Source organism: uncultured Lacinutrix sp. (assembly GCF_947500605.1).
Taxonomy (GTDB): Bacteria; Bacteroidota; Bacteroidia; order Flavobacteriales; family Flavobacteriaceae; genus Lacinutrix.
Genome location: NZ_CANMSJ010000009.1, coordinates 113,440 through 139,574 on the forward strand (window position 1 = coordinate 113,440; position 26,135 = coordinate 139,574).

General features: G+C 31.8%; 27 protein-coding genes. 14 read left to right on the forward strand and 13 right to left on the reverse strand.

Annotated elements, in window-relative coordinates; genetic code table 11:
- Positions 1 to 28 precede the first annotated feature (28 nt).
- Positions 29 to 2,434 carry a glycoside hydrolase family 31 protein gene (locus Q0935_RS12850; protein WP_299386841.1) on the forward strand — a complete coding sequence of 802 codons (2,406 nt, stop codon included), beginning with the start codon at positions 29 to 31 and terminating at the stop codon, positions 2,432 to 2,434.
- A gap of 72 nt (positions 2,435 to 2,506) precedes the next feature.
- Here Q0935_RS12850 and Q0935_RS12855 read toward each other — a convergent pair whose 3' ends face one another.
- From Q0935_RS12855 to Q0935_RS12870, 4 genes are all read right to left on the reverse strand, one after another.
- Complete coding sequence (locus tag Q0935_RS12855; RefSeq protein WP_299386845.1) at positions 2,507 to 2,899, reverse strand: rhodanese-like domain-containing protein; 393 nt, start codon at positions 2,897 to 2,899, stop codon at positions 2,507 to 2,509.
- Between the two features lie 54 nt (positions 2,900 to 2,953).
- Entirely contained in the window at positions 2,954 to 3,265 is a 312-nt protein-coding gene (locus Q0935_RS12860) for a rhodanese-like domain-containing protein (protein WP_299386848.1), read from the reverse strand.
- A gap of 113 nt (positions 3,266 to 3,378) precedes the next feature.
- On the reverse strand, positions 3,379 to 3,999 hold the full coding sequence (locus tag Q0935_RS12865) for a thioredoxin family protein (RefSeq protein ID WP_299386852.1): 621 nt from the start codon (positions 3,997 to 3,999) through the stop codon (positions 3,379 to 3,381).
- A gap of 6 nt (positions 4,000 to 4,005) precedes the next feature.
- Positions 4,006 to 4,539 carry a TlpA disulfide reductase family protein gene (locus Q0935_RS12870; RefSeq protein WP_299386857.1) on the reverse strand — a complete coding sequence of 178 codons (534 nt, stop codon included), beginning with the start codon at positions 4,537 to 4,539 and terminating at the stop codon, positions 4,006 to 4,008.
- 313 nt (positions 4,540 to 4,852) lie between these two features.
- On the opposite strand from Q0935_RS12870, the gene Q0935_RS12875 reads away from it, so the two are divergent.
- The 11 genes from Q0935_RS12875 to Q0935_RS12930 all read left to right on the forward strand — a co-directional run bounded on the left by Q0935_RS12875 (position 4,853) and on the right by Q0935_RS12930 (position 13,896).
- Complete coding sequence (locus Q0935_RS12875) at positions 4,853 to 6,250, forward strand: anthranilate synthase component I family protein (RefSeq protein ID WP_299386860.1); 1,398 nt, start codon at positions 4,853 to 4,855, stop codon at positions 6,248 to 6,250.
- A 1-nt stretch (position 6,251) separates the two neighbouring features.
- Positions 6,252 to 6,818, forward strand: coding sequence for an aminodeoxychorismate/anthranilate synthase component II (locus tag Q0935_RS12880; protein ID WP_299386864.1), 567 nt, complete (start codon positions 6,252 to 6,254; stop codon positions 6,816 to 6,818).
- Between the two features lie 72 nt (positions 6,819 to 6,890).
- Positions 6,891 to 7,883, forward strand: a complete 993-nt coding sequence (gene trpD, locus Q0935_RS12885) for an anthranilate phosphoribosyltransferase (RefSeq protein WP_299253119.1) — start codon at positions 6,891 to 6,893, stop codon at positions 7,881 to 7,883.
- Positions 7,884 to 7,997: 114 nt separating this feature from the next.
- Positions 7,998 to 8,783: an indole-3-glycerol phosphate synthase TrpC gene (trpC, locus tag Q0935_RS12890; RefSeq protein ID WP_299386868.1), complete on the forward strand. Its 786-nt coding sequence runs from the start codon at positions 7,998 to 8,000 to the stop codon at positions 8,781 to 8,783.
- On the forward strand, positions 8,780 to 9,424 hold the full coding sequence (locus Q0935_RS12895; RefSeq protein ID WP_299252999.1) for a phosphoribosylanthranilate isomerase: 645 nt from the start codon (positions 8,780 to 8,782) through the stop codon (positions 9,422 to 9,424). The genes trpC and Q0935_RS12895 overlap by 4 nt, the downstream gene beginning before the upstream one ends.
- A 70-nt stretch (positions 9,425 to 9,494) precedes the next feature.
- Positions 9,495 to 10,676, forward strand: coding sequence for a tryptophan synthase subunit beta (trpB, locus tag Q0935_RS12900; protein ID WP_299253002.1), 1,182 nt, complete (start codon positions 9,495 to 9,497; stop codon positions 10,674 to 10,676).
- A gap of 140 nt (positions 10,677 to 10,816) precedes the next feature.
- Positions 10,817 to 11,581 carry a tryptophan synthase subunit alpha gene (trpA, locus tag Q0935_RS12905; protein WP_299386872.1) on the forward strand — a complete coding sequence of 255 codons (765 nt, stop codon included), beginning with the start codon at positions 10,817 to 10,819 and terminating at the stop codon, positions 11,579 to 11,581.
- Positions 11,582 to 11,589: 8 nt separating this feature from the next.
- Complete coding sequence (locus tag Q0935_RS12910; protein WP_299386876.1) at positions 11,590 to 12,054, forward strand: GNAT family N-acetyltransferase; 465 nt, start codon at positions 11,590 to 11,592, stop codon at positions 12,052 to 12,054.
- Between the two features lie 219 nt (positions 12,055 to 12,273).
- Positions 12,274 to 12,735 (forward strand): tRNA (cytidine(34)-2'-O)-methyltransferase, encoded by a 462-nt coding sequence (locus Q0935_RS12920; RefSeq protein WP_299386884.1) that lies wholly within the window; start codon positions 12,274 to 12,276, stop codon positions 12,733 to 12,735.
- A gap of 106 nt (positions 12,736 to 12,841) precedes the next feature.
- Positions 12,842 to 13,507 carry a hypothetical protein gene (locus Q0935_RS12925; RefSeq protein ID WP_299386888.1) on the forward strand — a complete coding sequence of 222 codons (666 nt, stop codon included), beginning with the start codon at positions 12,842 to 12,844 and terminating at the stop codon, positions 13,505 to 13,507.
- Between the two features lie 86 nt (positions 13,508 to 13,593).
- Entirely contained in the window at positions 13,594 to 13,896 is a 303-nt protein-coding gene (locus Q0935_RS12930) for an EF-hand domain-containing protein (protein WP_299253020.1), read from the forward strand.
- Positions 13,897 to 13,989: 93 nt separating this feature from the next.
- On the opposite strand, the gene Q0935_RS12935 is transcribed toward Q0935_RS12930, so the two are convergent.
- From Q0935_RS12935 to Q0935_RS12950, 4 genes are all read right to left on the reverse strand, one after another.
- A complete protein-coding gene (locus tag Q0935_RS12935) occupies positions 13,990 to 16,995 on the reverse strand; it encodes a T9SS type A sorting domain-containing protein (RefSeq protein ID WP_299386892.1) in 3,006 nt (1,001 codons plus the stop codon).
- A 166-nt stretch (positions 16,996 to 17,161) separates the two neighbouring features.
- Complete coding sequence (locus tag Q0935_RS12940; protein WP_055435260.1) at positions 17,162 to 17,389, reverse strand: VF530 family DNA-binding protein; 228 nt, start codon at positions 17,387 to 17,389, stop codon at positions 17,162 to 17,164.
- A gap of 80 nt (positions 17,390 to 17,469) precedes the next feature.
- Entirely contained in the window at positions 17,470 to 17,679 is a 210-nt protein-coding gene (locus Q0935_RS12945) for a DUF6500 family protein (protein WP_299386896.1), read from the reverse strand.
- Between the two features lies 1 nt (position 17,680).
- Positions 17,681 to 19,000, reverse strand: a complete 1,320-nt coding sequence (locus tag Q0935_RS12950; RefSeq protein ID WP_299386899.1) for a DEAD/DEAH box helicase — start codon at positions 18,998 to 19,000, stop codon at positions 17,681 to 17,683.
- A 217-nt stretch (positions 19,001 to 19,217) separates the two neighbouring features.
- Between Q0935_RS12950 and Q0935_RS12955 the strand changes: the two genes are divergently transcribed.
- Positions 19,218 to 19,904, forward strand: coding sequence for a GNAT family N-acetyltransferase (locus tag Q0935_RS12955; protein ID WP_299386901.1), 687 nt, complete (start codon positions 19,218 to 19,220; stop codon positions 19,902 to 19,904).
- Between the two features lie 192 nt (positions 19,905 to 20,096).
- Positions 20,097 to 20,732 carry a transglutaminase family protein gene (locus Q0935_RS12960; protein WP_299253037.1) on the forward strand — a complete coding sequence of 212 codons (636 nt, stop codon included), beginning with the start codon at positions 20,097 to 20,099 and terminating at the stop codon, positions 20,730 to 20,732.
- Between the two features lie 276 nt (positions 20,733 to 21,008).
- Here the strand turns inward: Q0935_RS12960 and Q0935_RS12965 are convergent, their stop codons facing one another.
- From Q0935_RS12965 to Q0935_RS12985, 5 genes are all read right to left on the reverse strand, one after another.
- Positions 21,009 to 21,755 (reverse strand): T9SS type A sorting domain-containing protein, encoded by a 747-nt coding sequence (locus tag Q0935_RS12965; RefSeq protein ID WP_299386905.1) that lies wholly within the window; start codon positions 21,753 to 21,755, stop codon positions 21,009 to 21,011.
- 198 nt (positions 21,756 to 21,953) lie between these two features.
- On the reverse strand, positions 21,954 to 22,637 hold the full coding sequence (locus tag Q0935_RS12970; protein ID WP_299253043.1) for an SDR family oxidoreductase: 684 nt from the start codon (positions 22,635 to 22,637) through the stop codon (positions 21,954 to 21,956).
- Positions 22,630 to 23,625 (reverse strand): M28 family peptidase, encoded by a 996-nt coding sequence (locus Q0935_RS12975; protein ID WP_299386908.1) that lies wholly within the window; start codon positions 23,623 to 23,625, stop codon positions 22,630 to 22,632. Before Q0935_RS12975 ends, Q0935_RS12970 begins: the two co-directional genes overlap by 8 nt.
- Positions 23,626 to 23,716: 91 nt before the next feature.
- Entirely contained in the window at positions 23,717 to 24,457 is a 741-nt protein-coding gene (locus tag Q0935_RS12980) for a hypothetical protein (RefSeq protein WP_299386910.1), read from the reverse strand.
- A 47-nt stretch (positions 24,458 to 24,504) separates the two neighbouring features.
- Positions 24,505 to 26,133 (reverse strand): pyruvate dehydrogenase complex dihydrolipoamide acetyltransferase, encoded by a 1,629-nt coding sequence (locus Q0935_RS12985; protein WP_299386914.1) that lies wholly within the window; start codon positions 26,131 to 26,133, stop codon positions 24,505 to 24,507.
- Positions 26,134 to 26,135 lie beyond the last annotated feature (2 nt).

Here is a 26,135-nt window from a genome sequence, read left to right on the forward strand (position 1 = left end):
TTTTTTTGTATACCTAAACATCAATTTCATGATAGTTAATATAGAGTTAGAACAAAAAGGAAACTTATTTCCTTCAGAAATTATAAACTACGAGAAAGATGTAGATACATTACATTTTTCCACAAAAAATGGAGTTGTATTACAAGTAACCGTTGTAAGAGATAGTGTAATTAGATTTAGATACAGTACAACTGGTAAATTTGAAAACGATTTTTCTTACGGAGTTACCATACACGCAAGTAGAGGTTATAGTTTTTTAAACATAACCGAAGATGAAACACACTATACTATTACTACTTCAAAATTAATTTGCAAGGTTGAAAAACTAAGTTTGCAAGTCAGTTTATTTGATGCTATCGACAATAAACTAATTAATGAAGATGAAATTGGTTTTCACTGGGAAGAAAGTTATGAGTATGGTGGAGATATTGTAAAAATGAGTAAGGCTTGTCAAAAAGCGGAAAGTTTTTACGGCTTAGGCGATAAACCTGTAGATGTCAATTTAAAAGGTAAACGTTTTGAAAATTGGGCTACAGACTCTTACGCTTTTGGAAAAAACACAGATCCTATATACAAAGCTATTCCATTTTATACAGCGATACAAAACAACAAATCTTACGGTATATTTTTTGACAATACCTTTAAAACATATTTCGACTTTGCACACGAAAGAAGAAATGTAACTAGTTTTTGGGCTCAAGGAGGTGAAATGAATTATTATTTTATCTACGGACCAAAAATGGAAGATGTTGTTAAAAACTATACCGATTTAACCGGTAAGCCACATACACTGCCGCCTTTATGGGCTTTAGGTTTTCACCAATGTAAATGGAGTTATTATCCAGAAGCTAACGTAAAAGAAGTTACTAAAACTTTTAGAGATTTAAAAATTCCTTGCGACGCTATCTATTTAGATATCGATTACATGGATGGCTTTCGTTGTTTTACTTGGGACAAAAAACTATTTCCAGACCCAAAAAGAATGGTCAAGGAACTAGAAGACGATGGTTTTAAAACCGTAGTAATTATAGATCCAGGTATTAAAATAGATTTAGATTATTCTGTTTTTAAAGAAGGATTAGATAAAGATTATTTCTGTAAACGAGCAGATGGACCTTACATGAAAGGTAAAGTATGGCCTGGAGAATGTTATTTCCCAGATTATACTAAACCAGAAGTTAGAGAATGGTGGTCTGGCTTATTTAAAGAATTAATTGAAGATATTGGTGTAAAAGGTGTGTGGAACGACATGAACGAACCTGCAGTAATGGATGTTCCTAACAAATCGTTTCCAAACGATGTTCGACATGATTACGATGGTAATCCTTGTTCGCACAGAAAAGCACACAATATTTATGGCACACAAATGGCACGTGCAACCTATCATGGTTTAAAAAAATACGCCTATCCAAAAAGGCCTTTTGTTATAACAAGATCTGCATATTCTGGCGCACAACGCTATACTTCTACTTGGATGGGAGATAACGTTGCAACCTGGGAACATTTAGCTATTGCCAATAATCAAGCCCAAAGAATGGCCATGTCTGGCTTTTCTTTTGCAGGAAGTGATATTGGAGGTTTTGCAGAGCAACCGCAAGGAGAGCTATTTGCTCGATGGATTCAACTAGGTGTTTTTCATGCCTTCTGTAGAGTACACTCTTCTGGAGATCATGGTGATCAAGAACCATGGGTTTTTGGTGATGAAATAACAGATATTGTTAGAAAATTTGTAGAAATTAGATACCAATTACTCCCCTATTTATACACTGCTTTTTGGCAGTATCTTACAGACGGAACACCAATTCTAAAATCATTAGTGCTATACGACCAAGAAGATACAGCTACACATTATAGAAGTGATGAGTTTGTTTATGGAGAACAGATTTTAGTTTGCCCAATTTTAGAACCAAATGCTAAAGGAAGAAGAATGTATATTCCTAAAGGGAAATGGTATAATTTCTGGACAGATGAAGTTATTGAAGGTGGAAAAGAATATTGGGTAGATGCAGATTTAGATAGTATGCCAATGTTTATTAAAGAAGGAGCCGTGATACCTAAATACCCAGTACAGCAATATGTTGGCGAAAAAGAGTTTGACGAAATTACATTAGACATCTACTACAAAGAAGGTAAAGAATCTTCAAAACTGTATGATGATGCTCATGATGGTTATGATTATAAAAAAGGAAGATTCAGTTTGCGTACTTTTAAACTCACTGGTAAAAAAGAAGAACTAATTTTACAACAACATAAACAAGGAGACTTTAATGCAGGTTACACCAAATTTAATCTTGTGTTTCATAATTTACCTTTTACAATTACATCTTTACAAGTAGATAATGTAGAAATTGATTTAAATCATGTAAAGACTAATGGCAATCAATCATTCTCTATTGATAAAACATTTACAGAAATACACTTATTCGGAAAATAAGATCATCTTTTATTAAAAAGAAAAGCCTCAAAAAAAAATATCTTTTGAGGCTTTTCTTTTAACTTTATTCTTTTAAAGATTAAGTTTTAAATCTACGTGTTCCCATTCTGAAAAACCACCTTTTAAATCGAATATCTTCTTAAAACCTGCTTCTAATAACTTATCAGCACATTTAGCACTTCTACCACCTTTTTGGCAATATAAAATCACTGGCTTATCTTTATCTAGTTTTGTAATATCGTCATCAAAAGTAGGTGAGTTATAGTCTATATTTTGAGAATTCGCAATATGTCCTACTTTGTGTTCTATTGGTGTTCTAACATCAACTAATTGCACATTTTCAAGAGCCATTAACGTTTGCATTTCCTCAACCGAAACTGTAGTAATACTACTTTTATCTTTAGTAGAACAACTAAATACACTTATCATTAAAGCTAACACGATTATTATAGTAGACTTTTTCATTGCTTATGGTTTTATATTTCCGCGTAGACGGAAAATTATATTTTAATTACCGTTCTATTTTTTAATATCGCCAGTCCATTCTGAGATTCCGCCAACTAAATTATAGGCGTTTTCAAATCCCATTTGATTCATTAGCGCACAAGCCTGTCCGCTTCTTCCTCCAGATCTACAATACACATAATAATTTTTATTTTTATCTAGTGCTTCTAATTCATAGACAAAGGCTTGACCTTTAAATATATTAAGATTTTTTGCATTTGGTATATAACCTTCTGCAACCTCTTCTTCTGTTCTTACATCTAATAAAAAAGCATTATCGTCTGCTTTTAATTGTTGAGCCCATTGCTCTTGTGATAAATCTGCCATTGTTATTTTTTAAAGTGCAAAGTTAATGAAATTAACTTTTCTTTAAGATATAGACGTAAAAAAACCTGAAGTGTTACAGCTCCAGGTTATATTTTATATAATATAAGTATAAATTATACTTTAATCGAGCAGCCAATTGCTTTAGTTTCCTTGACCTCAACCTCTTGACCTTTCAACAAAGCATTTACTGCTGCTTCAACATATTTATTTTTTACAGCATCAGCATCTTGGTAATTATCGTCTATTGCACCAATGTATTTAACAACATTTCCTTTTTTTGTTTTTTCAACTACATACATGTGTGGTGTTTTTGTTGCTCCAAACTTAGGATACACAAGCTGACCTTTATCCATTAAATAAGGAAAAGTAAATCCTTTTTCTTTAGCACGTTCTTGCATAGCTTCCATATTATCTCCAGGCTTTACCTCAACATTATTAGGCATTATAGCAATTACAGGATAACCTTTTGATGCATACATTTTGTTTAACGCTTCTACTCTATCTTCATAAGCAACAGCATAAGGACACGTATTGCATGTAAACGTAATTATAAATCCTTTGGCTTCTTTAAAATCTGCCATAGATACCATTTTACCATCTATGTTTTCTAATTTAAAATCTGCAACAACATCACCTATTTTATAACCGTTATCCATTAACTTGTCTGTAGTAGTAAAAGACCAAGCACCAAAGACTACTGCTACTAGCAGCATTAATTTTACAACTTTTTTCATTTTATCTTAATTTAAAAATTTATTTAATTCTATTTTTAATTCCTCTAAGTCAAACGACTTTTCATAAAAAGCCCTTTTATTTTTGTTATAAATAATTGTTGTTGGTATAGCGCCAGACCAATCCTTATCTACTTTTGGAATCCATGTATTAGAATCGACATCGTCTAATACCACAATTTTTGACTCTAATTTATGCTTAACAATAAAAGGCTTCAATTTAGTGTCATACTGTTTTGGGAAATCTAAACTCACCAATATCACTTCTACATTTTTAGACTTATACTCTTTATTTAAAGTTTCAAAATACGGTAACTCTTTAATACAAGGCGCACACCAAGTTGCCCAAAAATTAATAACATATATTTTATCGTCCTTTATATTTAAAAGCGGTTCTAGCTCATTAAAATTATAAACAGTTAGATCTATTGCCTCTATCTTGCTTTCTTCGGTTTTAGTAATTGGTTCTGCTTTAACTTTTGCAACGTCCTTTTGCTTACAAGCAGAAAAACAGACGATTAATAATACTAGATATAACTTCATTTTATAAAAATAATAACAGAAAAGTAGATATAAACCTCTTTTAACAAATATTTACGTTAAAATTAATTTGATTATTATCAAGCAAGTTATATATTTGTCTTTTAAATAAAACATGAAAACAAAATTAAATCATACTTGGTGGTGGACTTCTCGAAACTTTAACTTCGTGAACTAATCCTGTACGTATTATTTATATAACTATACAAAAAGGCTTGTCTCACGACAAGCCTTTTTTTTATTCTGAAATTTTTCAGAATGTTAAACAAAAAAATAACATCTCATTAATTGAGATACTGAAACAAATTCAGCATAAATGAAGACTTTTAGCCTTTACACCAATTACAAAAAAATTCTTGCAGATACTATTACACCTGTAAGCATTTATTTAAAAATTCGCGATAAATTTCCGAATAGCATCTTATTAGAAAGTAGCGACTATCATGCTAATGATAATAGTTTTTCTTACATCTGTTTTAATCCTATTGCATCTATAAAAGTGTCGGGAGATACTATTGAGCAAAAGTTTCCAGATGGTAGCGTATTAAGAAACCGTACTAAAGATGTTCCCAAAATGATTCATAAGTTCACCCAACGTTTCAAGGTAAACTCCGATGACGATTTTAAATTTATTAATAATGGAATTTTTGGTTACACCTCTTACGATGCTGTTAAGTATTTTGAAGATATCGAGATTTCAAAAAAACCTGATTCTATAGAAATACCAGATATTTATTATGCCGTTTATCAAAATATTATTGCGATAAATCATTTTAAAAATGAAGCTTATATTTTTGCGCATTGTTTTAATGATAACGCTAGTAACATTGACGAAATATTACATTTAATAAAGTCTACCAATTTTGCTTCTTATGAATTTTCTACAGATTCGGAAATTGAATCTAACTTAACAGATAACGAATACAAAGAACACGTAGCATTAGCAAAACAACACTGTGCTAGAGGTGATGTTTTTCAGCTTGTGCTTTCAAAAAAATTCTCTCAAAAATTTAAAGGAGATGAATTTAATGTTTACCGTGCTTTACGAAGCATTAATCCTTCTCCATATTTATTCTATTTCGATTATGGAGATTTTAAAATATTTGGAAGTTCACCAGAAGCACAATTAGTAGTAAGTGAAGGTATAGCCGAAATTCATCCTATTGCAGGAACGTTTAAACGTACTGGAAACGATGAAAAAGATGCCGAGCTAGCAAAACAACTAGCAGCAGACGAAAAAGAAAACTCAGAACATGTAATGCTTGTTGATTTGGCTAGAAACGATTTAAGTAGACATGGAAGTCAAGTAAAAGTAGAAACCTACAGAGAAGCACAATTTTTCTCTCATGTTATTCACTTAGTAAGTAAGGTTACAGGTAAAATACACGACAATACACCTACAATGCAAGTAGTCGCAGACACCTTTCCGGCAGGAACATTAAGTGGCGCACCCAAACATAATGCGATGCAGCTTATTGAAAAATACGAAAAAACCAGTCGTGCTTTTTATGGTGGAGCTATTGGTTTTATGGATTTTAATGGCAACTACAATCACGCTATTATGATACGAACATTCTTAAGTAAAAATCACGAATTGCATTGGCAAGCAGGAGCCGGTTTAGTTTCTAGATCTAATCCAGAAAGCGAATTACAAGAAGTGTATAATAAATTAGGAGCGTTGACAAATGCTATTGAGTTAGCAAAAGAAATTTAATATGAAAAAAGTATTAGTAATAGACAACTACGATAGTTTTACCTACAACCTAGTCCACTATTTAGAAGACTTAGATTGCGAAGTAACCGTAAAACGTAACGATAAATTAACACTAGAAGAAGTTGATGCATTCGATAAAATAGTACTATCACCAGGACCAGGAATTCCAGAAGAAGCAGGTTTACTAAAAGCTATTATTAAACAATATGCACCAACTAAAAGTATTCTTGGAGTTTGTTTAGGGCAACAAGCAATAGCAGAAGTTTTTGGAGGAAGTTTAGTAAATTTAGATTCTGTTTTTCATGGTGTGACAACTAAAGTTGAAATTACAGTAGATAATGAGCCTTTATTTAAAGACATGGGTAAAAGTATTGAGGTTGGTAGATACCATTCTTGGGTTGTAAACGCTAATTTACCAGAAGAATTAGAAGCCACTTCTTTTGATGACAACGGACAAATAATGTCGTTAAGACATCGGTTTTACGATGTAAAAGGTGTACAATACCATCCAGAAAGTGTTTTAACACCTAATGGGAAACAGATTTTAAAAAACTGGGTTAATCAGTAATTATTAAGAACAGGAATGATTAGAGAGAAAAGAAATATCGTTAATAAAGCACCACTTACACGAGAAGTGAACATGAAAGAGATATTAAGTAGGTTAATAAACCATGAGAATATTTCTAGTGAAGAAGCAAGAAATGTATTGGTTAATATTTCTGAAGGTAAATATAACCAAAGCCAAATAGCATCGTTTCTAACCGTTTTTATGATGCGTAGCATTACACTAGAAGAGCTTCAAGGCTTTCGCGATGCCCTTTTAGAGTTATGTATTCCAGTAAATTTATCCGATTTTAATGCCATAGATTTATGTGGCACTGGAGGCGATGGAAAAGACACCTTTAACATCTCTACTTTATCTTCTTTTGTAACTGCGGGAGCAGGTGTAAAAGTTGCTAAACATGGAAATTATGGTGTATCATCTGCTTCAGGTTCATCTAATGTAATGGAAGCTTTAGGAATTCATTTTTCAAATAAATCAGATTATTTAAAATACGCTTTAGATCAAGCTGGAATATGCGTGTTACATGCACCTTTATTTCATCCTGCAATGAAACATGTTGCTCCCATACGTAAAGAACTAGGTGTTAAAACCTTTTTTAATATGTTGGGACCTATGGTAAACCCTTCATTTCCAAAGAACCAAATGGTAGGTGTTTTTAACCTAGAATTGCAGAGATTATACGGCTATTTATACCAAAACACAGATAAAAACTATAGTATCGTTCATGCGCTAGATGGTTATGATGAAATTTCTTTAACAGGAAAAACCAAAATAATTTCTAACACTTCTGAATCTATGTTGGATCCTTCAGATTTAAACGTGCAACAAATAGAACAATCAGAAATTTTTGGAGGCTCATCTGTAAAAGAAGCTACAAAAATTTTTAAAAGTATTATTAAAGGAAAAGGAACCGAAGCCCAAAACAATGTTGTTTGTGCTAATGCAGGATTAGCAATTGCTACAGTTAATAATATTTCGCACCAAGACGGCTTTCAACTTGCTAAAGAAAGTTTAGAAAGCGGAAGAGCAAAAGCGAGTCTTGAACGATTAATAAAAATGAGTAAATAAAATGTCACATCGAGTAATTTTAAGTAACGAAAAATTGCATCGCAAAGCATAAAACATTCTCAATACAATTTTACTAAAAAAAGAAAGCTCTCGAAAAGACAAGAATACTAAAACATGGATATTTTAACCAAAATAGTAAACGATAAGCGCATAGAAGTAAACCTTCGAAAGCAGCTTATTCCAACAAAGCAATTAGAGCAATCTATTTTGTTTGAAAGAGAAACGGTTTCTTTGGCCAACAAACTTAGAAACAGTACTACAGGAATTATTGCAGAACATAAACGACGCTCACCATCGAAACAAGTTATAAATCACGATTTAAATGTTTTCGATGTAGCTAAAGGTTACGAAGAAGCAGGCGTTTGCGGTATGTCTGTTTTAACAGATACCAAATATTTTGGAGGTTCTCTGGACGATTTGCTAACAGCACGAGCAAGCTGTAACCTACCATTACTTCGAAAAGAATTTATTATAGATACTTATCAAATAATAGAAGCCAAAGCTTATGGTGCAGATGTTATTTTATTAATAGCTGCAATACTAACAAAAAACGAAATAAAACAGTTTTCGGAACTTGCAAAAAGCTTAAATTTAGATGTTCTTTTAGAAGTCCATAACGAAGAAGAATTAAACAAATCTATAATGCCTAGTTTAGACATGTTAGGTGTTAACAATAGAAATTTAAAAACATTTGAAGTCAGCTTAGAAACGAGTAAACAACTAAGCGCGTTAATTCCAGACGATTTTGTAAAAATATCAGAAAGTGGAATTAGTAATATAGAAGCCATTAAAACTTTACAACCTTTTGGCTATAAAGGATTCTTAATAGGAGAAAACTTTATGAAAACAAACAATGCTGGAGAAAGCGCAAAACAATTTATAAAAGATTTAAGACTATGAAACTAAAAGTATGCGGAATGAAAAATGAAAACAACATCCTTGATGTTGCAGATATTAAACCAGATTATATGGGTTTCATTTTTTACGAAAAATCATCACGTTATTTTGATAGCGTTATTCCAGAAATTTCAGAAGACATCAATAAAATTGGAGTTTTTGTAAATGCTACTTTCGATTTTATAAGAGGCAAAGTAGAAAAGCACAATCTTCAAGGTGTGCAATTACATGGTGGCGACGAAACTCCAGAATTGTGCGAAAGACTTAAAGCATTAGACTTAACAGTTATTAAAGTGTTTTCTGTAAAAAATCAATTCGATTTTAAAGTTTTAGAGCCTTTTGAGGACGTTTGCGACTATTATTTATTCGATACAAAAGGAAAAGAACCTGGAGGAAATGGCTATACTTTTAACTGGAATATCTTTAAAAAATATCCATCTATAAAACCTTATTTTTTAAGTGGAGGTATTGGTCCAAACGAAATGGAAGCACTACTTCTATTCTTAAAAAGACCAGAATCCGATTTTTGTTGTACGTTAGATTTAAACAGCAAATTCGAAACAGCAGCAGGATTAAAAGACTATACAAAACTAAAAGATTTTCGCAAAAAATTAGTAGAAGCTAATTACATAAAAGAAGATTAAATAATTATTTCATGTCGTTCCGTTAAGCGTATTAATACAAATATCGGAATCCATTATTTACAGAAAACACATGACATACAATATTACCGATAAAGGATATTACGGAGAATTTGGAGGCGCATACATTCCAGAAATGCTCTATCCAAATGTAGAAGAATTACGCCAAAACTATCTTAAAATAATGGCAGAACCTTCTTTTAAAGAAGAATTCGATCAGTTATTAAAAGATTACGTTGGACGTCCTTCTCCACTCTATTTAGCAAAAAGGCTAAGCGAAAAATACAATACAAAAATCTACTTAAAACGAGAAGATTTAAACCATACTGGAGCACATAAAATCAATAATACTATTGGGCAAATTTTAATGGCACAGCGTTTAGGAAAAAAACGAATTATTGCTGAAACCGGAGCCGGACAACACGGTGTTGCAACAGCAACTGTTTGCGCACTTATGGGCTTAGAATGTATTGTTTACATGGGCGAAATTGATATTGCACGTCAAGCTCCAAACGTTGCAAGAATGAAAATGTTAGGTGCAACCGTAGTTCCTGCATTATCAGGAAGTCGTACGTTAAAAGATGCCACTAACGAAGCCATAAGAGACTGGATTAACAATCCTGTAAACACCCATTACATTATTGGTAGTGTTGTAGGACCTCATCCCTATCCAGATATGGTTGCTCGTTTTCAAGCAGTCGTATCCGAAGAGATGCAATGGCAATTACAAGAAAAAGAAGGCAAAACCACGCCAGATTACGTAATAGCTTGCGTTGGCGGAGGTAGTAATGCTGCTGGTGCTTTTTATCATTATTTAGAAAATACAGACGTAAAATTAATAGCAGTAGAAGCTGCCGGAAAAGGCATACATACAGGTGAAAGCGCGGCAACATCTGCACTTGGTAAAGAAGGAATTATACACGGTAGTAAAACACTACTAATGCAAACCGACGACGGACAAATTACAGAACCGTATTCTATTTCGGCAGGACTAGATTACCCAGGAGTTGGACCAATGCATGCACACTTATACAAAACAGGGCGTGCAGAATTTATATCCATTACAGACGACCAAGCCATGAATGCGGGATTGGAACTAAGTAAATTAGAAGGTATTATTCCAGCGATAGAATCATCTCACGCCTTTGCTATTTTAAAAGAGAAAAATTTCAAAAAAGACGATGTAGTAGTGATCAATTTATCTGGTCGTGGTGATAAAGATTTACAAAACTATATAGACTATTTCAAGCTGTAAATTTATTTGTGCGTTACCACAAGGATCAGGCTTTCAAGGCTCGCTCTCTGAGAGGAGCTCAAACAAACCTTTCAATCCTTAACGCGCTAACTCAATTACAAAAACATACAAAGTCTTAAACAAAATAAATTCATTTTAAAATGAACAGAATAAACCAAAAACTAAAAGAAAACAAAAAGCTATTAAGCATCTACTTTTCGGCAGGTTATCCTAATTTAAACGATACCGTTTCAATAATAGAAAACCTTGAAAAAAATGGAACAGACCTAATAGAAATTGGTCTACCATTTAGCGATCCTTTAGCAGATGGTCCAACAATACAAGCCAGTTCTACACAAGCTCTAAAAAACGGAATGACAACCGATGTTCTTTTTAATCAGTTAAAAGACATTCGTAAAACCGTATCTATACCATTAATTATCATGGGTTATTTTAATCCAATGCTTCAATATGGCGTAGAAGCCTTTTGTAAAAAGTGTCAAGACATTGGTATCGATGGTTTAATTATTCCAGATTTACCAGTAGATGTTTATAACGACCAATACAAAGCTACTTTCGAAAAATACGGATTAATAAACGTGTTTTTAATTACACCACAAACAAGTGTAGAGCGTATAAACTTTATCGATTCTATTTCTAACGGATTTATTTACATGGTAAGTAGCGCAAGTGTAACAGGAAGTAATTCTGGTTTTGGAGAAGAACAAACAGCATACTTTAAACGTATTGCAGACATGAAATTAAAAAATCCGCAAATAGTAGGTTTTGGTATTTCAGATAATAAAACATTCTCACAAGCTACAGAATATGCAAAAGGTGCTATTATTGGTAGTGCTTTTATTAAACACTTATCTAAAAACGGAACAGATAACATAGATTCTTTTGTAGATACTATTTTAAAATAGATAAAATTATGAAGGATAATATTATATACAGAGCAGCAACACTAAAAGACATTCCAACACTTTTAGGTTTCGAGCAAGAACTAATTGCTTACGAGCGTCCTTTCGACTCTAATTTAAAAGACAGCTGCACTTATTATGATTTAGACTACCTAATAACATCTAGTAAAGCTCAGCTTATTGTTGGTCATCTCGATAATCGCATTATAACCTGTGGTTATGCGAAAATTATTGAAGCAAAACCATATCACAAAAATCCGGAATACTCTTATATGGGATTTATGTATGTTAATCCGGAGTTTAGAGGACAAGGTATTATTCAAGAAACAATAGCACTACTTAAAAAGTGGTCTATTTCCAAAAACATTTTCGAGGTACGCTTAGAAGTTTATAGCGAGAACGCTTCAGCATTAAAAGCTTACCTAAACAATGGTTTTAAAGAGCATATGGTTGAAATGAAAATGAATTTAAAATAACCCGATGAAAATTCTTAACAATTTTCGTCTCATTATTATACTCTGCCTCACTTTAGGTCTAGCTCCATTTTTTCCAGAACCTCATCTTTGGGGAAAATTAAAATGGCTTTTTGGTGGTGCAAATGGCATGCAAATAAAAGACTGGTTCGATATAGTACTTCATGGTTTCCCATGGGTACTTTTAATTCGTATAATATTTATAAAAATCTTCAAATAAAAATGGCGCTTAACATTGTATTAATAGAACCAGAAATACCAAATAACACTGGAAACATTGGCAGATTAGCTTTAGCCTCAGGCTCTAATTTACATCTAGTAAAACCATTTGGATTCGAAATTACAGATGCACGATTAAAGCGTGCTGGACTAGATTATTGGCAACATCTCAATTTGCATTATTATGATAACGTTGCAGATTTCTTTAATAAAAATGAAGATAAAAAAATGGTATTTCTTTCTAGCCATGGCACAAAACAACATTGGGATATTGAATTTGAAGATGATTTATTTTTAGTCTTCGGAAAAGAATCTAAAGGGCTACCAAAATCTATAACAGAAAACAATCCTGATAAATTATTTAAAATTCCATTGTATAGCGAACACGTTAGGAGTTTAAATTTAGCTAATGCAGTAAGTATTGTTGCATACGAAGGTTTAAGACAGCTAAATAGTATAAAATAGTATCTGTAAATAAAACACAAACTCGAATAAATCATTTATGTTTTATTTAACCAAAATCTTGTGGTAAAACGCTCAATTTGTATTATATTTTTATAAATAAAATACAATGAAATACCACATTATAATAAACAGTGTAAAAACTATTGACACGCTTAAAGACGCATGGTCTAAAGCAGATTATGTTGCGTTATTAGATAAATTTGGTTTCGAAGATTCTGGAGAGAATACTTCAGAAAAAGAATTAATAGAATTACTCTTTATGGCCATTTCAGATTTCGAACCTGAAGAAGCCGCAACTATTATTTTAGACTACAAATTATCTGATAAATTAAACGAAAATCAAATAGAACAGATTTCGCATGAAATGCTTTTAGATAAAATTTCTGAAGAATATGCAGACATCTCTCTACATCATCAGCTATTTAACATCAACCAACTACTTTACAAAGCCTTTAACGGCACTTTCCCAAGTGCTAAAGCTACTATTGTAGAATTCGAAATTACGCCTAACAAAGACATCGCTAAAGAAGTTGTACTAAAAGCTTTAAATGCTACGCTAGCCAATAGTAATGTTATAAAGCGTTTGTTTCATGATGCTTTAGATGGTAAAGAAGCTTTTAATGAAGCCGAAAGTATTATTTGGGATTTAAAATCTACAGGAGAAACTTCATACACACTAACAACTTCAGAATATTGGATGAGTCGTGATGAGTTTACAAATGCAGAATTTGATGTGAATGTAGTTGAGTTTGAAGAAGACGATGAAGATTAATTTACTTTAATAAATAATTCAATAACAATTAAACCAAATTAAATTTTAAAAGTCTAAGTTTTAAGTAACTTTTAAATTTAACTAAAATGATATCAAAAACAATAAAATTAGGTCTTTTCACACTTGCTCTTTGCTCTGTAACTTTAGTAACTGCTCAAGAGAAAAAACAAAAAAATCCTGAAAAAGCATTTGAAAAAATGGATACAGATTCTAGCGCTTCTATTTCTTTAGAAGAATTTAAAGCTAAGCGTATGAAAGATGCTAGTAAAGAAGAAAGAATTACAAAACGTTTTGAAAAAATGGATACTAATGCAGATGGCTCTTTAGATTTTGAAGAATTTAAAGCGTCTTTAGACAAACCGAAAAAGAAGAATAAAGAGAAGAAATAATTGTATTTCTACTAAAATAAAAAAATGCCTTAGATAACTCTAAGGCATTTTTATTTGTAAAAAGGAACTATTTAAAAACAGTTAAGCTTAAAATTAATGTTTTATAAACTTAACAGTTTTAGTGCCTTTATCTGTTATAATTTTAACAATATACAATCCATCTGAAAATGGACTCATATTAGTTTCAGTTAGTACTTCTTTTTTTTGAGTTAAAACTTGTTGACCAAGAGTATTAAAAACAAATAGTTCTTTTAACTGAGTGTTTTCTGTATTTCTAATTTTAATATATTTTGAAGCACCATCATAAATTATTGATATTCCATTTAACGCCTCCTCTTCTACAGATAGTGTATTTCCATCTTGAAAAACAACACTAAAGCGTTCTTCGTTTACTCCAGCATCTAAATGTATTACAAAATCACTTTCCATAAGATTGTGATAAGTATTAAGCATATTATCTTTTATGTAAACCGAAAGACCAGAAGGAACATTTACCATTTCTGAAATACTAAATGTAAATAAACCTACATCTGTAACCTTTACTCCAAGAGGTAACTCGTCTTGAGTGTTAACTTCAGATAAGGCTTGAATCGCTAATTTATAATCTTCTTGAACCCAATACAACTCATTAGGTTGATCGTCGTAAGCTTGTGCATCATATCCGTTATCAAAATTATAAGTTGCATTATCTAAATCGTAACCTAAACCTATAACTCTTTTGTATTGAGAAGGACTAGTATACGAAAACCAAAATTTAGTTCTATCGTCTATTGTCGAAGTTGTATTTGTATTAGACGTTTTATAAAATACAGATTCATTTAAAGACTCTTTTGCAAATGAACGCTGTTGATTATTAAAAACTAAAATACCTGCATTTTTCATGGTAACAAAAAAGGCTTGTCCAACAGCTATATCTGCTGTTGGTTTAGGTTTAGAAGCAGTTCCATTGTTACTAGCTAAACCTGCAACTGCAGGAAGACCTAACATTAAATTATAAGTAGCATAACCACCTTCGTAATTAGCATATACATGACTACTATTAGTTGTAAAATGCTCCCAAAAATATAATGTCCCTTCAATTATTGATAAATTATCATTAATAAACTGGTCTGCATTTAAAGCCGAAGTATAAGGGTTACCTAATAAAAAATCGTTTCCTGCTACTACAGGATAAGAGTAATCTCCATCGTTTGCTTCACCTTTAAATACGTATTCTTGTTCTGATCCAGAAGCTCCAGATCCTTTCATAGAATAACCTCTTCCTGGAGTTAAGCCTGTTGAAGGTGTTAAAAAATTCCATCCTGAATATTCTCCAGACACTGCATTATAATCGTATAACCAATAATTACTTAATGTTATTGGTGAAGTAGCTGGATTTGCATTGTAACCTCCTGTAAAATTAACAACTCCATTAGCATCTTCTAAATACCCAATTTGCCATGCACCTCCTCTATTTACCGGTGCACTCCAATAATTATAATTATACAAATTCGATGTTCCTTGTTGTCTAATTTTTAAACTACCAGAACCCGAATTTGATGTCGTTCCCGTATGGTTTTGAATAAGTTGTGCTTCACCTAAAAGGTCTATTGTACCGTTATTAATAATACCATTTTCTACTTCTAATAAAAAACCATCACTAACCTTTAATGTCGCACCGCTTTCTACTTCCACTTCTCTAACATGTGCATTAGCAGTTAAAACAGCTTCATTTCCAGATTTAACTGTAAGTTTTAAACACGCATTAGTATTATCTGGTGCATTTGCTGTTCCAGAACCATTAGAAAAACTAGTTCCATCCCATACTATTTGATCTGTATAACGCAATGTGAAATAACGGTTTTGCTTTAATCGAACATTTGTTGCTATAGCTGTTGTACCAACTATTGTTAAATCGTAGACATCATCTGCCTCTGGTGAAGAAAAATCGTAATTATTATCTAAAACTAATTGCAAAGGAATGCAATTTTGTTTCCCAGTAAGGTCTAAACCACTTATATCGAAAGAAATATCTACTCTTCCAATATTACCTTGCTTTCTTACTCTCCATCTTGAACTTAATTGCTCAGTATGAGTACTTGTATTTGCACTAAAATTATAAACAGGATCTCTTGTTTCTTCTCCCCAAAACAAAAATTCATTATCACTTAAATTATTTGGATTACTTACTCTTACAATACCTGTACCACGTGAGTCTGTATGATTTGTTCCGTCTGAAGCTTGACCAATACCTGCAACATCATGATCGAAATTACCATTTGATGAGTTATCATGTGTATAAATATCATTTGAGCTTAAAGCTCTATCATATTTTGCTGCTAAATAATTATCGATTATAATACGTTGAGCAGTATTAATAGTAGATTTAAATACTACAAGCTCTGTTAAATCTCCAACATAACCATTTGTACCAGAAGTATAACCTCCAATATTAAAACGTTGAGAAGCATGAGAAGTATAGTTAGATGAGCCTGCTCTATCTTGTAATAAATCTGAATTCCTGTATAACTGCTTTCCTGTTGTAGGATTTGCATTATAAGACCATATTGAATAGTCGTTTAATCCCGATAAGCCTCCTACTTCTAATCTTGCTGTGCTATTACAACATGTACCAATGTCGAAATAGACCGTTCCATTCCAAGGAATATGAGTAGAAAAACGAGTAGAGCTCACCAAAGGATCTGTAGTATAAAGACTAGAAGTTTGCGAAGTATTATCTGCCTTAGCTACAACTACAGAAGTTGCTTGATTAGTAATAAAGTTTGATGTCGTTAGTGTAAAACCTGTTCTTAATCTATTAGCTCCATTGAAACTAATCTCATCGTAACCGTTAATAGCATTAGAAACTAATGTTGGTCTCACAGATCCAGATTCACTTAAATTAAAAGCAGAAATTCCAGCTGAATTTGCCCAACTATTAATACTAGTTCCGCTTGTTACAATACCATTATCTGGACGGTACCAGATAATTAAATCTGACGTTCCATCATTAGCACCAACTCCTCCTGGACCGGTTTGCGCATTTATAATATTAAAAGGTATAGATAGTATAACACAGAAAAAAAATAATACTATCGATAGTGATTTAGGGAAAAACATATCTATTTTAATTTTGCGTGCAAAAATAGATTGAATTCGTAGTACATACTCCCTAATAAATCTTAAAAAGCAAGGGTATTCGCTAAAAGGTAAAGTTAACAGATAAAAAGCGTTCTTTAGAACCAAAAACACTAACAAAATGGGTAGGTAGAAGCTTAATTTACTATTACTTCTTATTCTTTTTTAAGTATTCTAAATATAAATTTTCAACCTTAGTTCTTGCCCAAGGCATCCTTCTTAAAAACTTCAAGCTCGATTTTACTGAAGGATTATCTGTAAAGCACTTAATTTTTATATTGTAGCCCAAATATTCCCAACCATAATGCGCTTGTAAATCGGTTACAATTTGCTCTAGTTTAATACCATGAAGTGGATTGTTTTTTTGAGTTTCCATGTCGTGAGAAATTTTATTTTATCTGTTTGAGTATAGTTAAACTAGATATTAATTTAGCTATACTCAATGTGATAAAAAATTTATTGAATCATGTTTTTAATTTTCACAGCCTTTTCAAAATGATCTAATTGGTGTGTTTCAATCCACCAAGTAGCTGCCTCCATTAATAACTTAGGATTATCGTTTTTGTTTTTAAAAAAAGCATAAAAAGAAAGACCAACATTGTCTCCTTTTTGAGCAATTTTAGCATCGCAAACTTCTATTATTTTAGCTTTTAATTCTTGAGTCATTTTAACCTCTTGAACTGCTAGAACGTCTATCGTTACTAGAGCTTCTTTTTTTGTTTTTAGTTCGGTTTCTTCCACCTCCGTTAGAGTTAGAATTTCCTTTAGATTTATCTCCAGAACCTTTTGCTTTAGGTTTGCTATTTCTAGGCTGTCTGTTTTGACCTGGCTTAATTGGTGCTGTAGATGCATTAGGATCTGGCTCGAAACCTTCCATTATTTCTACTGGTAATTTTTCACCAATCAGTTTTTGTATGTCTCTTAAAAAAGTAGTTTCGTCTGCACTTACTAAAGATATTGCTTCTCCTTTTGCTCCTGCTCTACCTGTTCTACCAATTCTATGAACGTAATCTTCAGATATATTTGGTATTTCGAAGTTTATAACGTGTGGCAATAACGGAATATCTAACCCACGTGCTGCAATATCTGTAGCAACCATAACACGAACAGTTCCATCTTTAAAACCTTTTAAAGCTTTTGTTCTTGCGCCTTGACTTTTATTTCCATGAATAGCAGCTGCTGTAATACCAGCTCCTATTAATTTTTTAGTTAGGTTATTGGCACCATGCTTAGTACGTGTAAATACTAATACTTGTTTCCAGTTTCCATCGGAAATAAGTTTAATTATCAATCCTGTTTTATGCGCTTTTGCAACACGATACACTTTTTGTGTAATCGCTTCTACAGCTGTATTTTCTGGAGTTGCTTCAACTTGTACTGGATTGTTAAGAATACTAAAAGCAAGCTTTTTAATATCTTTAGAAAACGTTGCCGAGAACATTAGATTTTGTCTTTTGTCTGGCATAAGTTTCATAACACGTTCTATATCACGTAAAAAACCCATATCAAGCATTCTATCAGCTTCATCTAAAACAAATATTTCTACGCGCTTTAAAGAAATTGCACCTTGATTACATAAATCTAATAAACGTCCTGGTGTTGCTACCAAAACATCTACTCCATTTCTAATATTTGCTACTTGTGGTTTTTGGTTTACACCACCAAAAATAACAGTACTTCTTAAATTTAAAAATTCACTGTATTCTTTAATATTAGCATATACTTGCGCTGCTAATTCTCGTGTTGGCGTTAATACCAAAGCACGAATTGGTCTAAATTTTTCTTTAGGATTCTCGCTTAATATATGCAACATTGGTAAAGTAAAACCAGCTGTTTTACCTGTTCCTGTTTGTGCAGAAGCTAAAACATCGTACCCATCTAAAATAGGTGGTATTGCTTTTGCTTGAATTGGAGATGGTGTATCGTATCCTTTTTTACTAATTGCTTTTAGTATTGGCTCAGATAGTCCTAATAATTTGAATGACATAAATAGTGTTTATGAAGCAAACGCTATCTTAATTGTAGGTCACTTCTTTATTTTGCTGCAAAGGTACTGCAATTTTATGCTTTAGCAGATTAATTAAGGAATGTTTGTGTTTTATGCACTTGGCTTTGTCTAAAAAATGAGCGAACTTCGATTATTATAATTAAACTTGAAAATATCAAGCATTCATTAATATTTAAACTTAATTTCATTTATTTTAATGAAAGATTTAGAACATCAATTAAAAAACCCAGTTTGGCATTCCTTAAAAGAAACTCATAAAAAATTTATGATTGAATTTAATAGAGTATCATTTTACAATCCCGATGTTTGCACTTTTGCTGCTTTTTGCGATGAAACAAAAACTGCAAAAGCCGCTAATGAATATGTAAAATCTTCAGATGATTTTTTTTTCGTTTCAGAAAACCAAACACCAATAGTAGACGGCGTAAACGTTGTCTTAGAAAAAAAGACTGATGGCTGCCAAATGGTTTTAAATAAGTTAGTCGATATTAAAATAACAGAAGATATCGTGTTATTAGACGAAACATTTATTGATGAAATTTATAATTTAGTTTGGCTGGTTATGCCTGGTTATTACAAAAAAAGAACCTTCGAAATGGGTAATTACTATGGCATATTTAAAGACGGAAGGCTAGTTTCGATAGCAGGACAGCGCATGCAGACTAATCTTTTTATTGAAGTAAGTGCAGTTGTTACTCATCCTGACTACACAGGAAAAGGATTGGCTAGACAATTAATTGTTCATAACACCAAAGAGATTTTAAAAGAAAATAAAACACCAATTTTACATACCAACAAAGGAAACTTAGCAATCCCTCTTTACGAGAAATTAGGATATAAATTAACAAGAGATATGAACTGGTGGCTGTATCGCAAAGTATAAATACTATTAATCCCCTATTAAGACTTATTGTTATACTTCTTTTTGCTATTAGTACTCTTTGTATTATCGATACTTAACTTTGTCCAAAAATAGGAGAACTTCTATTTTAAACTAACAACAGATATAAAACATTAAAACGGTTGTATATTAGTTTAACTGTTATCCATAAATTAAAAAAATATTTAATCGAGAATGAAATATTTAGAATCTACATATTGTTTTGATTTTGAAAATGATTCAGTACAAAACTTAATATCTGAATTTAAAACGGACGCTCTATCTGATAAAGAGAAAGCAATCGGAATCTATACCAAAGTGCGTGATAATTGGAGATATGACGCTTACAACATAAGTCTTTCAAAAGAAAAATATAAGTCGAGCTATCTTGCTGAAAAACAATCTGGAAACTGTGTAGAAAAATCAATAATATTAATTGCTTGTCTTCGTGCCTTAGGAATAGCCGCAAGATTACATTTAGGAAAAGTTAAGAATCATATCGCAGTAGAAAGATTAATAGAGAAATTTGGTTCAAATGAATTGACACCACACGGAATGGTTAACGTCTATCTTAATAATAAATGGTTAAAAATGTCTCCAGCATTTAACAAATCTCTATGTGAGAAATTGAATGTAGAGCCATTAGATTTTGATGGAGAGAATAATTCATTTTTACAACAACATAATAGTGAAGGAAGTCGATTTATGGAATACATAGACGATTACGGATATTTTGATGATGTACCTCTTGATTTTATGATTAAAAATTTAAAAGAACACTATCCTAGTATATTTAATACAAATGGTAAAATAACAGAGTTTAAATTATAGTGTTTGAATGCTAAAACTATTCTTTATAAGACCGTTAGTTTAAATACGAAATTTCAAAAAACGAAGATCTATAATAAATTATTTTGTAATATTTAACCTCTAGCAGCTATCTCCATTTAAAGAAAGATCTACAATCTATTGCATAGTATTTAATGTTCTTTTTGGTAATTCGTGACAAAGAAAACCTTTTCTTATTTTAGTTAACATATTACTACATTTATATATAAAAAAACGCCGACAATGTCGGCGTCTATTCTATATCATGCATAAAAATAATTACTCAATAATTATTTTCTTTGATACAATTCCGGCTTTTGTAGATATTTTTACCAAATACATACCTCTAGATAATTGTGAAGCATTGATTTCTTTATCACCTTTAACCGATAACACAACTTTACCAGTAATATCGTAAATTAATACGTTATCAATTAAAACATTTTTTTGAGAATTTATTTTAAAGATTCCGTTATTTGGATTAGGAGTAATACTAACTGTTTGCTCTAGCTCAAACTCATTCACCCCCAATTGATTTTCAGAAAATAATTGAACTTCTGCAATTTGAATCATGCCTGCTGAATCGTTACATTCTTGAATAAAATTAATTCTATAGTACGCATAAGCGTTACCATTAGTAAAATCAAAAGTTCTAGTAAAAAATCTATCTGTTATACAAGGAATAGTAATAGTTGTAATACTTGTAAACGTATTTCCATCTACAGATCCTGCAATCTCTACCATAGTTGGATCTCTTAATTCGGCATCATTGGCTGTTGAAATATCTATAGATCTAGCTAACGCTGTTGTACCTAGGTTTACAATAAAACCTGCACCATCGTCCTCATTAAAATCTAAAAATTTTGTATTAACATTTCCATCAATTACATTACTTATTGATTCTCCTCCTGGAGAATTAACTGATAAATATTCAGTAACTGTCATGGTTGGCGTGAGAATTGGAATTTGGGCATGAATTTGTCCAAATAAGAATAATGCAAAAGTAAATAAAGTAATTTTTTTCATGTATTTTATGGTTTAGTTAGTGAACAATATTATGATAATTAAATCTTCACTCCTAAATTTATAAGCAATATTTTTAATAAACAAAAACGCATATTAACCATGCCTATAGTTAATATGCGTTTAAATAAAATTTAAAAAATTACAACTTCGTTATTCAAGTTAAACTAACTAAAAGTCACGTTTATTTAAATTGAAAACTTAAGGAGTAGAGTTAGCTACTTGTAACATTTTACCATTATAATACTTATTTCCATTTAAGGAAAATTCCGCTATATATTTCGCCATATCTAATGCTGATGTTGGTGCTTGATAACCAGGAAAAGCTTCTTCTAACATTTCGGTCTGTACTGCTCCTAAAGCAAGTACATTAAAGCTTGGTCCTGTTTCTTTATATTCTTCAGCTAAAAGCTCTGTAAGTGTCACCACAGCTCCTTTACTCGAACTGTAAGCCGATAATCCAGGGAACTTAACACTACCTTGTACACCTCCTATAGAACTTATAGTAACAACATGACTTTCTTTCTTCATAAAAGGTAAAACACAACGCGTCATTTCGGCAACACCAAAAACGTTAGTTCTATATACGTGTTCAAAATCTTCTATAGTAGTTTCTGCAAAAGGTTTATTTAAAAGTGCTCCTGCATTATTAATGAGTATATCTACATGTTTCCATTCTTTGGCAACATATGCTTCTACTTTTTTGTAATCTTCTTTCTTACTTAAATCGAATGCAAAAGACTCGATATTATCGAAATGCAAATTACTAACCGGTTGTGCGTTTCTAGATAATGCTAATACATTATGTCCTTGGTTAGCTAAAATATGTACTAACTCGAAACCTATACCTCTACTTGTACCTGTAATAATTATATTCTTACTCATTCATTTTAATATCTTGTGTTGGAGCATTAGCCATTTGCTCTAAAACTGGTGCTAATTTGTTTATTAAACCTGCCATAAAATTGTAATCTAATTTATCTACCTCATCGTCTACATGGTGATAAAAATCGAAGTTTGTTAAATCGCAAGATGACACTGTATGACTTGGCACTTTAAATTCTTCATAAAACGCATAATTATCTGAACGTTTAAATAACCCATATTTTTTAGCCACGTCTGAAGCTCCAATAAGATTTTCACCAGCATAATCATTCATCTTTTCGGCTAAATTAGATAATTCGTAACCTGTAATAAAAGCTTCATAATCTCTACCTACAAATGGTACACCAATCATTTCAATATTAATCATTGTATATAGATTGATATTACTTTCTTTTAATCTTTTAGCTAAATGTTTAGATCCTAACAATCCTTTTTCTTCCGCTGTAAAGGTTGTAAAAATGATACTTCTTTTATTAGTTTTATTTTTAGAAAAATACTTAGCTAAAGATAATACGCCACTAGTTCCTGCTGCATTATCATTTGCTCCATTTGCAATAGTATCTCCATTTACATCTTTTGCTGTACCAATATGGTCGTAATGTGCTCCAATTACTATAAACTCGTCTTTAAGTTTTGGATCTGTGCCTTCTAAATAACCTATAACATTATAAGCACTTAGTTCTCCTATTTCAAAATTATCTCTATACGTTTCGAAGTATGGTTTTAAACCATAAGACTTAAATTTAGTTTCTATATAACTTGCTGCTACTTCTATACCTTCGCTGCCTGTATCTCTACCATTTAACTCATCGGAAGCTAAGAAAGAAACTATTTCTTTAAGCTCTGCTGCATTAACAAAATCTATTGTTTTAACTGTAGTTTCTACAGTTTCAATTGTAGTGCTTACACTTGTTTCTGTTGCTGTCTTTTTTGCTGAATCGCAACCTATAAATAAGGCCATTACACCTAAAGTAGTTAGTATTTTCATTTGTCTATTTTATTAGAGTTTAAAGATAAAAAAAACCTGAATCAAATTCTTGATTCAGGCTTTTTAATATGTACATAAAAAAGGTTGATACCTATTTCATTTTCTTATTTGCTTTTTTTGCTAAACGCTGTACTTTTTTATTTAAATCTTTCATCAATTTTTCTACAGCACTTTCGCACATTGGTTGTATTTTACTAGTACTCATTACAGGAATACCTCCAACCATTACAGCTTTCTTTTTAGATCCTGCAATTTCTCTAAATTGAAAAATACTATTATTATCTTTAGTATAAAGATTCATAGCATATCTAGCTTGCACACTAACATATCCCATGCTTCCTATTCCTGTTTTAACAAACCCGAATGATAGATTAACAAACATAATAGCATCTACTCCTAAAGCTTCTGCTACACCCTTTAAATCTTTAACATTTTTTCTATAAGCAGGAATTACATTGTAACCTTCTATAGCTGTAGTTGTTTCAACATTTGTTAATAAAGTTGACCCTTCTTGATAAGTTGGAACAAATTCTTTGTAAGCATCATTAGATAATACTTCTTTTTCATCTATAATTTCAAAATCGAAGTTCTTAGTATATTCACTAAAAAAAGCATTATGCAGCTTTTTTAGTGGCTCGGTTAAATTAAAATCTGGATCATCACTTAGCTTAGTATTCTTAGCAATTAAATCTGCCGAGGCACTTAATGCGGATAAATCAATAGTTTTATCTGCATAAAAAGTAATTACTGCAACTTTCTTTTTTTGAGCATTACCAATTAACATTGATAACGAAAGAAACGTCATTAGTACTATAGCCTTAATGTTCTTCATTTTAATTTGTTTTTTATAATAGATTAGTCAATTTAATCAAAATTAGCTTAAACTAACATTGTTACTGGATTTTCAATAAACCCTTTTAATGTTTGTAAAAACTGAGCTCCTGTTGCTCCATCGACCGTTCTATGATCACATGCTAAACATAATTTCATAGTATTACCAACTACAATTTGTCCGTTTTTAACAACTGGTTTTTCAACAATATTACCAACAGATAAAATAGCAGAATTAGGTTGATTAATGATAGATGTAAAACTATCGATACCAAACATTCCTAAATTAGAAATAGTAAATGTACTACCTTCCATTTCGTCTAAAGCTAACTTTTTGCTTCTTGCTTTACCAGCATATTCTCTAACAGCTGCACCAATTTGAGGTAAACTTTGCTCGTTTGCAAATTTAACTACGGGCACTAATAATCCGTCTGGTACAGCAACTGCTACACCAATATGAACGTGATTGTTTAGTTTCATTCTATCGTCGAACCACTGAGAGTTAACTTGTGGATGTTCTTTTAATGCTAAAGCACATGCTTTAACAATCATATCGTTATAAGAAATCTTAATATCTGGTACAGAATTGTATTGTTTTCTAAATGCTATTGCATTTTCCATATCAAACTCCACATTTAAATAATAATGTGGTGCCGTAAATTTAGACTTCGCTAAGTTTTTGGCAATTGCTTTACGCATGTTTGAGTTTGGTATCTCATCGAAATCTTCTTGACCAGTGGCTACAAATTTAGCTGTTGAAGCAGATCCTGATGCAGATGGTGTAAAGTTTTCGATATCACGTTTTACAATACGTCCATTTTCTCCAGAACCTTTAACTTGATTAAGTTGAATACCTTTTTCTTCTGCCATTTTTTTGGCTAAAGGAGAAATAAATACTCTACCTGAATCTGTATTAGAAACAGCTGCTTTAGCTTGTTGCTTAGGCGCTTCTTTCTTTACTTCTGCTTTTGGAGTTTCTTGTTTTGCAGCTTCCTGCTTTGGAGCTTCTTCTTTTTTAGCTGAAGAACCTTCAACTGCAAAGTTTTTTGCAATAGATGAAACGTCTGTTCCTGCAGGACCAATAATAGCTAATAGAGAGTCTACTTTTGCTGAAGCTCCTTCTTCTAAACCTACAAACAGTAATGTTCCAGATTGAAAAGATTCGAATTCCATTGTAGCTTTATCTGTTTCAATCTCGGCAAGAATATCACCTTCTTCTACAGTATCACCTATTTTTTTTAACCATGTTGCCACAGTTCCTTCTTCCATTGTGTCACTTAAACGTGGCATAGTTACTACTATAACACCTTCTGGCAATGCTTCTTCGGCTTTAGGAGTTTCGCTTTCGCTCTCCGTATTTGCTGCAGTTTTATCTTCCGTTGGAGTTTCAGCTTTAGCTTCAGTAGTACTTCCGTTTAATAATCCAGAAATATCTTCACCTTCATCTCCTATAATAGCTAAAAGTGTATCTACTTTTGCTGTTTCTCCTTCTTGAATACCAATATGTAATAAGACTCCTTCATTAAAGGACTCAAATTCCATTGTAGCTTTATCTGTTTCAATTTCAGCTAAAATATCACCTTCTTCAATTTTATCGCCTACTTTTTTAAGCCAACTTGCTACAGTTCCTTCTTCCATTGTGTCGCTTAAACGCGGCATATTTATTACTTCAGCCATAG

Excerpts from the sequence above, each read along its gene's own strand:
- Q0935_RS12985 (WP_299386914.1), bottom strand. The coding sequence starts at position 26,133 with ATGGCTGAAGTAATAAATATGCCGCGTTTAAGCGACACAATGGAAGAA.
- trpB (WP_299253002.1), top strand. The coding sequence starts at position 9,495 with ATGACATACAATATTACCGATAAAGGATATTACGGAGAATTTGGAGGC.
- Q0935_RS12945 (WP_299386896.1), bottom strand. The coding sequence starts at position 17,679 with ATGACTCAAGAATTAAAAGCTAAAATAATAGAAGTTTGCGATGCTAAA.
- Q0935_RS12930 (WP_299253020.1), top strand. The coding sequence starts at position 13,594 with ATGATATCAAAAACAATAAAATTAGGTCTTTTCACACTTGCTCTTTGC.
- trpD (WP_299253119.1), top strand. The coding sequence starts at position 6,891 with ATGAAAGAGATATTAAGTAGGTTAATAAACCATGAGAATATTTCTAGT.
- Q0935_RS12970 (WP_299253043.1), bottom strand. The coding sequence starts at position 22,637 with ATGAGTAAGAATATAATTATTACAGGTACAAGTAGAGGTATAGGTTTC.
- Q0935_RS12980 (WP_299386910.1), bottom strand. The coding sequence starts at position 24,457 with ATGAAGAACATTAAGGCTATAGTACTAATGACGTTTCTTTCGTTATCA.
- Q0935_RS12910 (WP_299386876.1), top strand. The coding sequence starts at position 11,590 with ATGAAGGATAATATTATATACAGAGCAGCAACACTAAAAGACATTCCA.
- Q0935_RS12895 (WP_299252999.1), top strand. The coding sequence starts at position 8,780 with ATGAAACTAAAAGTATGCGGAATGAAAAATGAAAACAACATCCTTGAT.
- Q0935_RS12875 (WP_299386860.1), top strand. The coding sequence starts at position 4,853 with ATGAAGACTTTTAGCCTTTACACCAATTACAAAAAAATTCTTGCAGAT.
- Q0935_RS12950 (WP_299386899.1), bottom strand. The coding sequence starts at position 19,000 with ATGTCATTCAAATTATTAGGACTATCTGAGCCAATACTAAAAGCAATT.
- Q0935_RS12860 (WP_299386848.1), bottom strand. The coding sequence starts at position 3,265 with ATGGCAGATTTATCACAAGAGCAATGGGCTCAACAATTAAAAGCAGAC.
- Q0935_RS12855 (WP_299386845.1), bottom strand. The coding sequence starts at position 2,899 with ATGAAAAAGTCTACTATAATAATCGTGTTAGCTTTAATGATAAGTGTA.
- Q0935_RS12850 (WP_299386841.1), top strand. The coding sequence starts at position 29 with ATGATAGTTAATATAGAGTTAGAACAAAAAGGAAACTTATTTCCTTCA.
- trpA (WP_299386872.1), top strand. The coding sequence starts at position 10,817 with ATGAACAGAATAAACCAAAAACTAAAAGAAAACAAAAAGCTATTAAGC.
- Q0935_RS12965 (WP_299386905.1), bottom strand. The coding sequence starts at position 21,755 with ATGAAAAAAATTACTTTATTTACTTTTGCATTATTCTTATTTGGACAA.
- Q0935_RS12865 (WP_299386852.1), bottom strand. The coding sequence starts at position 3,999 with ATGAAAAAAGTTGTAAAATTAATGCTGCTAGTAGCAGTAGTCTTTGGT.
- Q0935_RS12870 (WP_299386857.1), bottom strand. The coding sequence starts at position 4,539 with ATGAAGTTATATCTAGTATTATTAATCGTCTGTTTTTCTGCTTGTAAG.
- Q0935_RS12880 (WP_299386864.1), top strand. The coding sequence starts at position 6,252 with ATGAAAAAAGTATTAGTAATAGACAACTACGATAGTTTTACCTACAAC.
- Q0935_RS12975 (WP_299386908.1), bottom strand. The coding sequence starts at position 23,625 with ATGAAAATACTAACTACTTTAGGTGTAATGGCCTTATTTATAGGTTGC.
- Q0935_RS12955 (WP_299386901.1), top strand. The coding sequence starts at position 19,218 with ATGAAAGATTTAGAACATCAATTAAAAAACCCAGTTTGGCATTCCTTA.
- Q0935_RS12920 (WP_299386884.1), top strand. The coding sequence starts at position 12,274 with ATGGCGCTTAACATTGTATTAATAGAACCAGAAATACCAAATAACACT.
- Q0935_RS12960 (WP_299253037.1), top strand. The coding sequence starts at position 20,097 with ATGAAATATTTAGAATCTACATATTGTTTTGATTTTGAAAATGATTCA.
- Q0935_RS12925 (WP_299386888.1), top strand. The coding sequence starts at position 12,842 with ATGAAATACCACATTATAATAAACAGTGTAAAAACTATTGACACGCTT.
- Q0935_RS12940 (WP_055435260.1), bottom strand. The coding sequence starts at position 17,389 with ATGGAAACTCAAAAAAACAATCCACTTCATGGTATTAAACTAGAGCAA.
- trpC (WP_299386868.1), top strand. The coding sequence starts at position 7,998 with ATGGATATTTTAACCAAAATAGTAAACGATAAGCGCATAGAAGTAAAC.
- Q0935_RS12935 (WP_299386892.1), bottom strand. The coding sequence starts at position 16,995 with ATGTTTTTCCCTAAATCACTATCGATAGTATTATTTTTTTTCTGTGTT.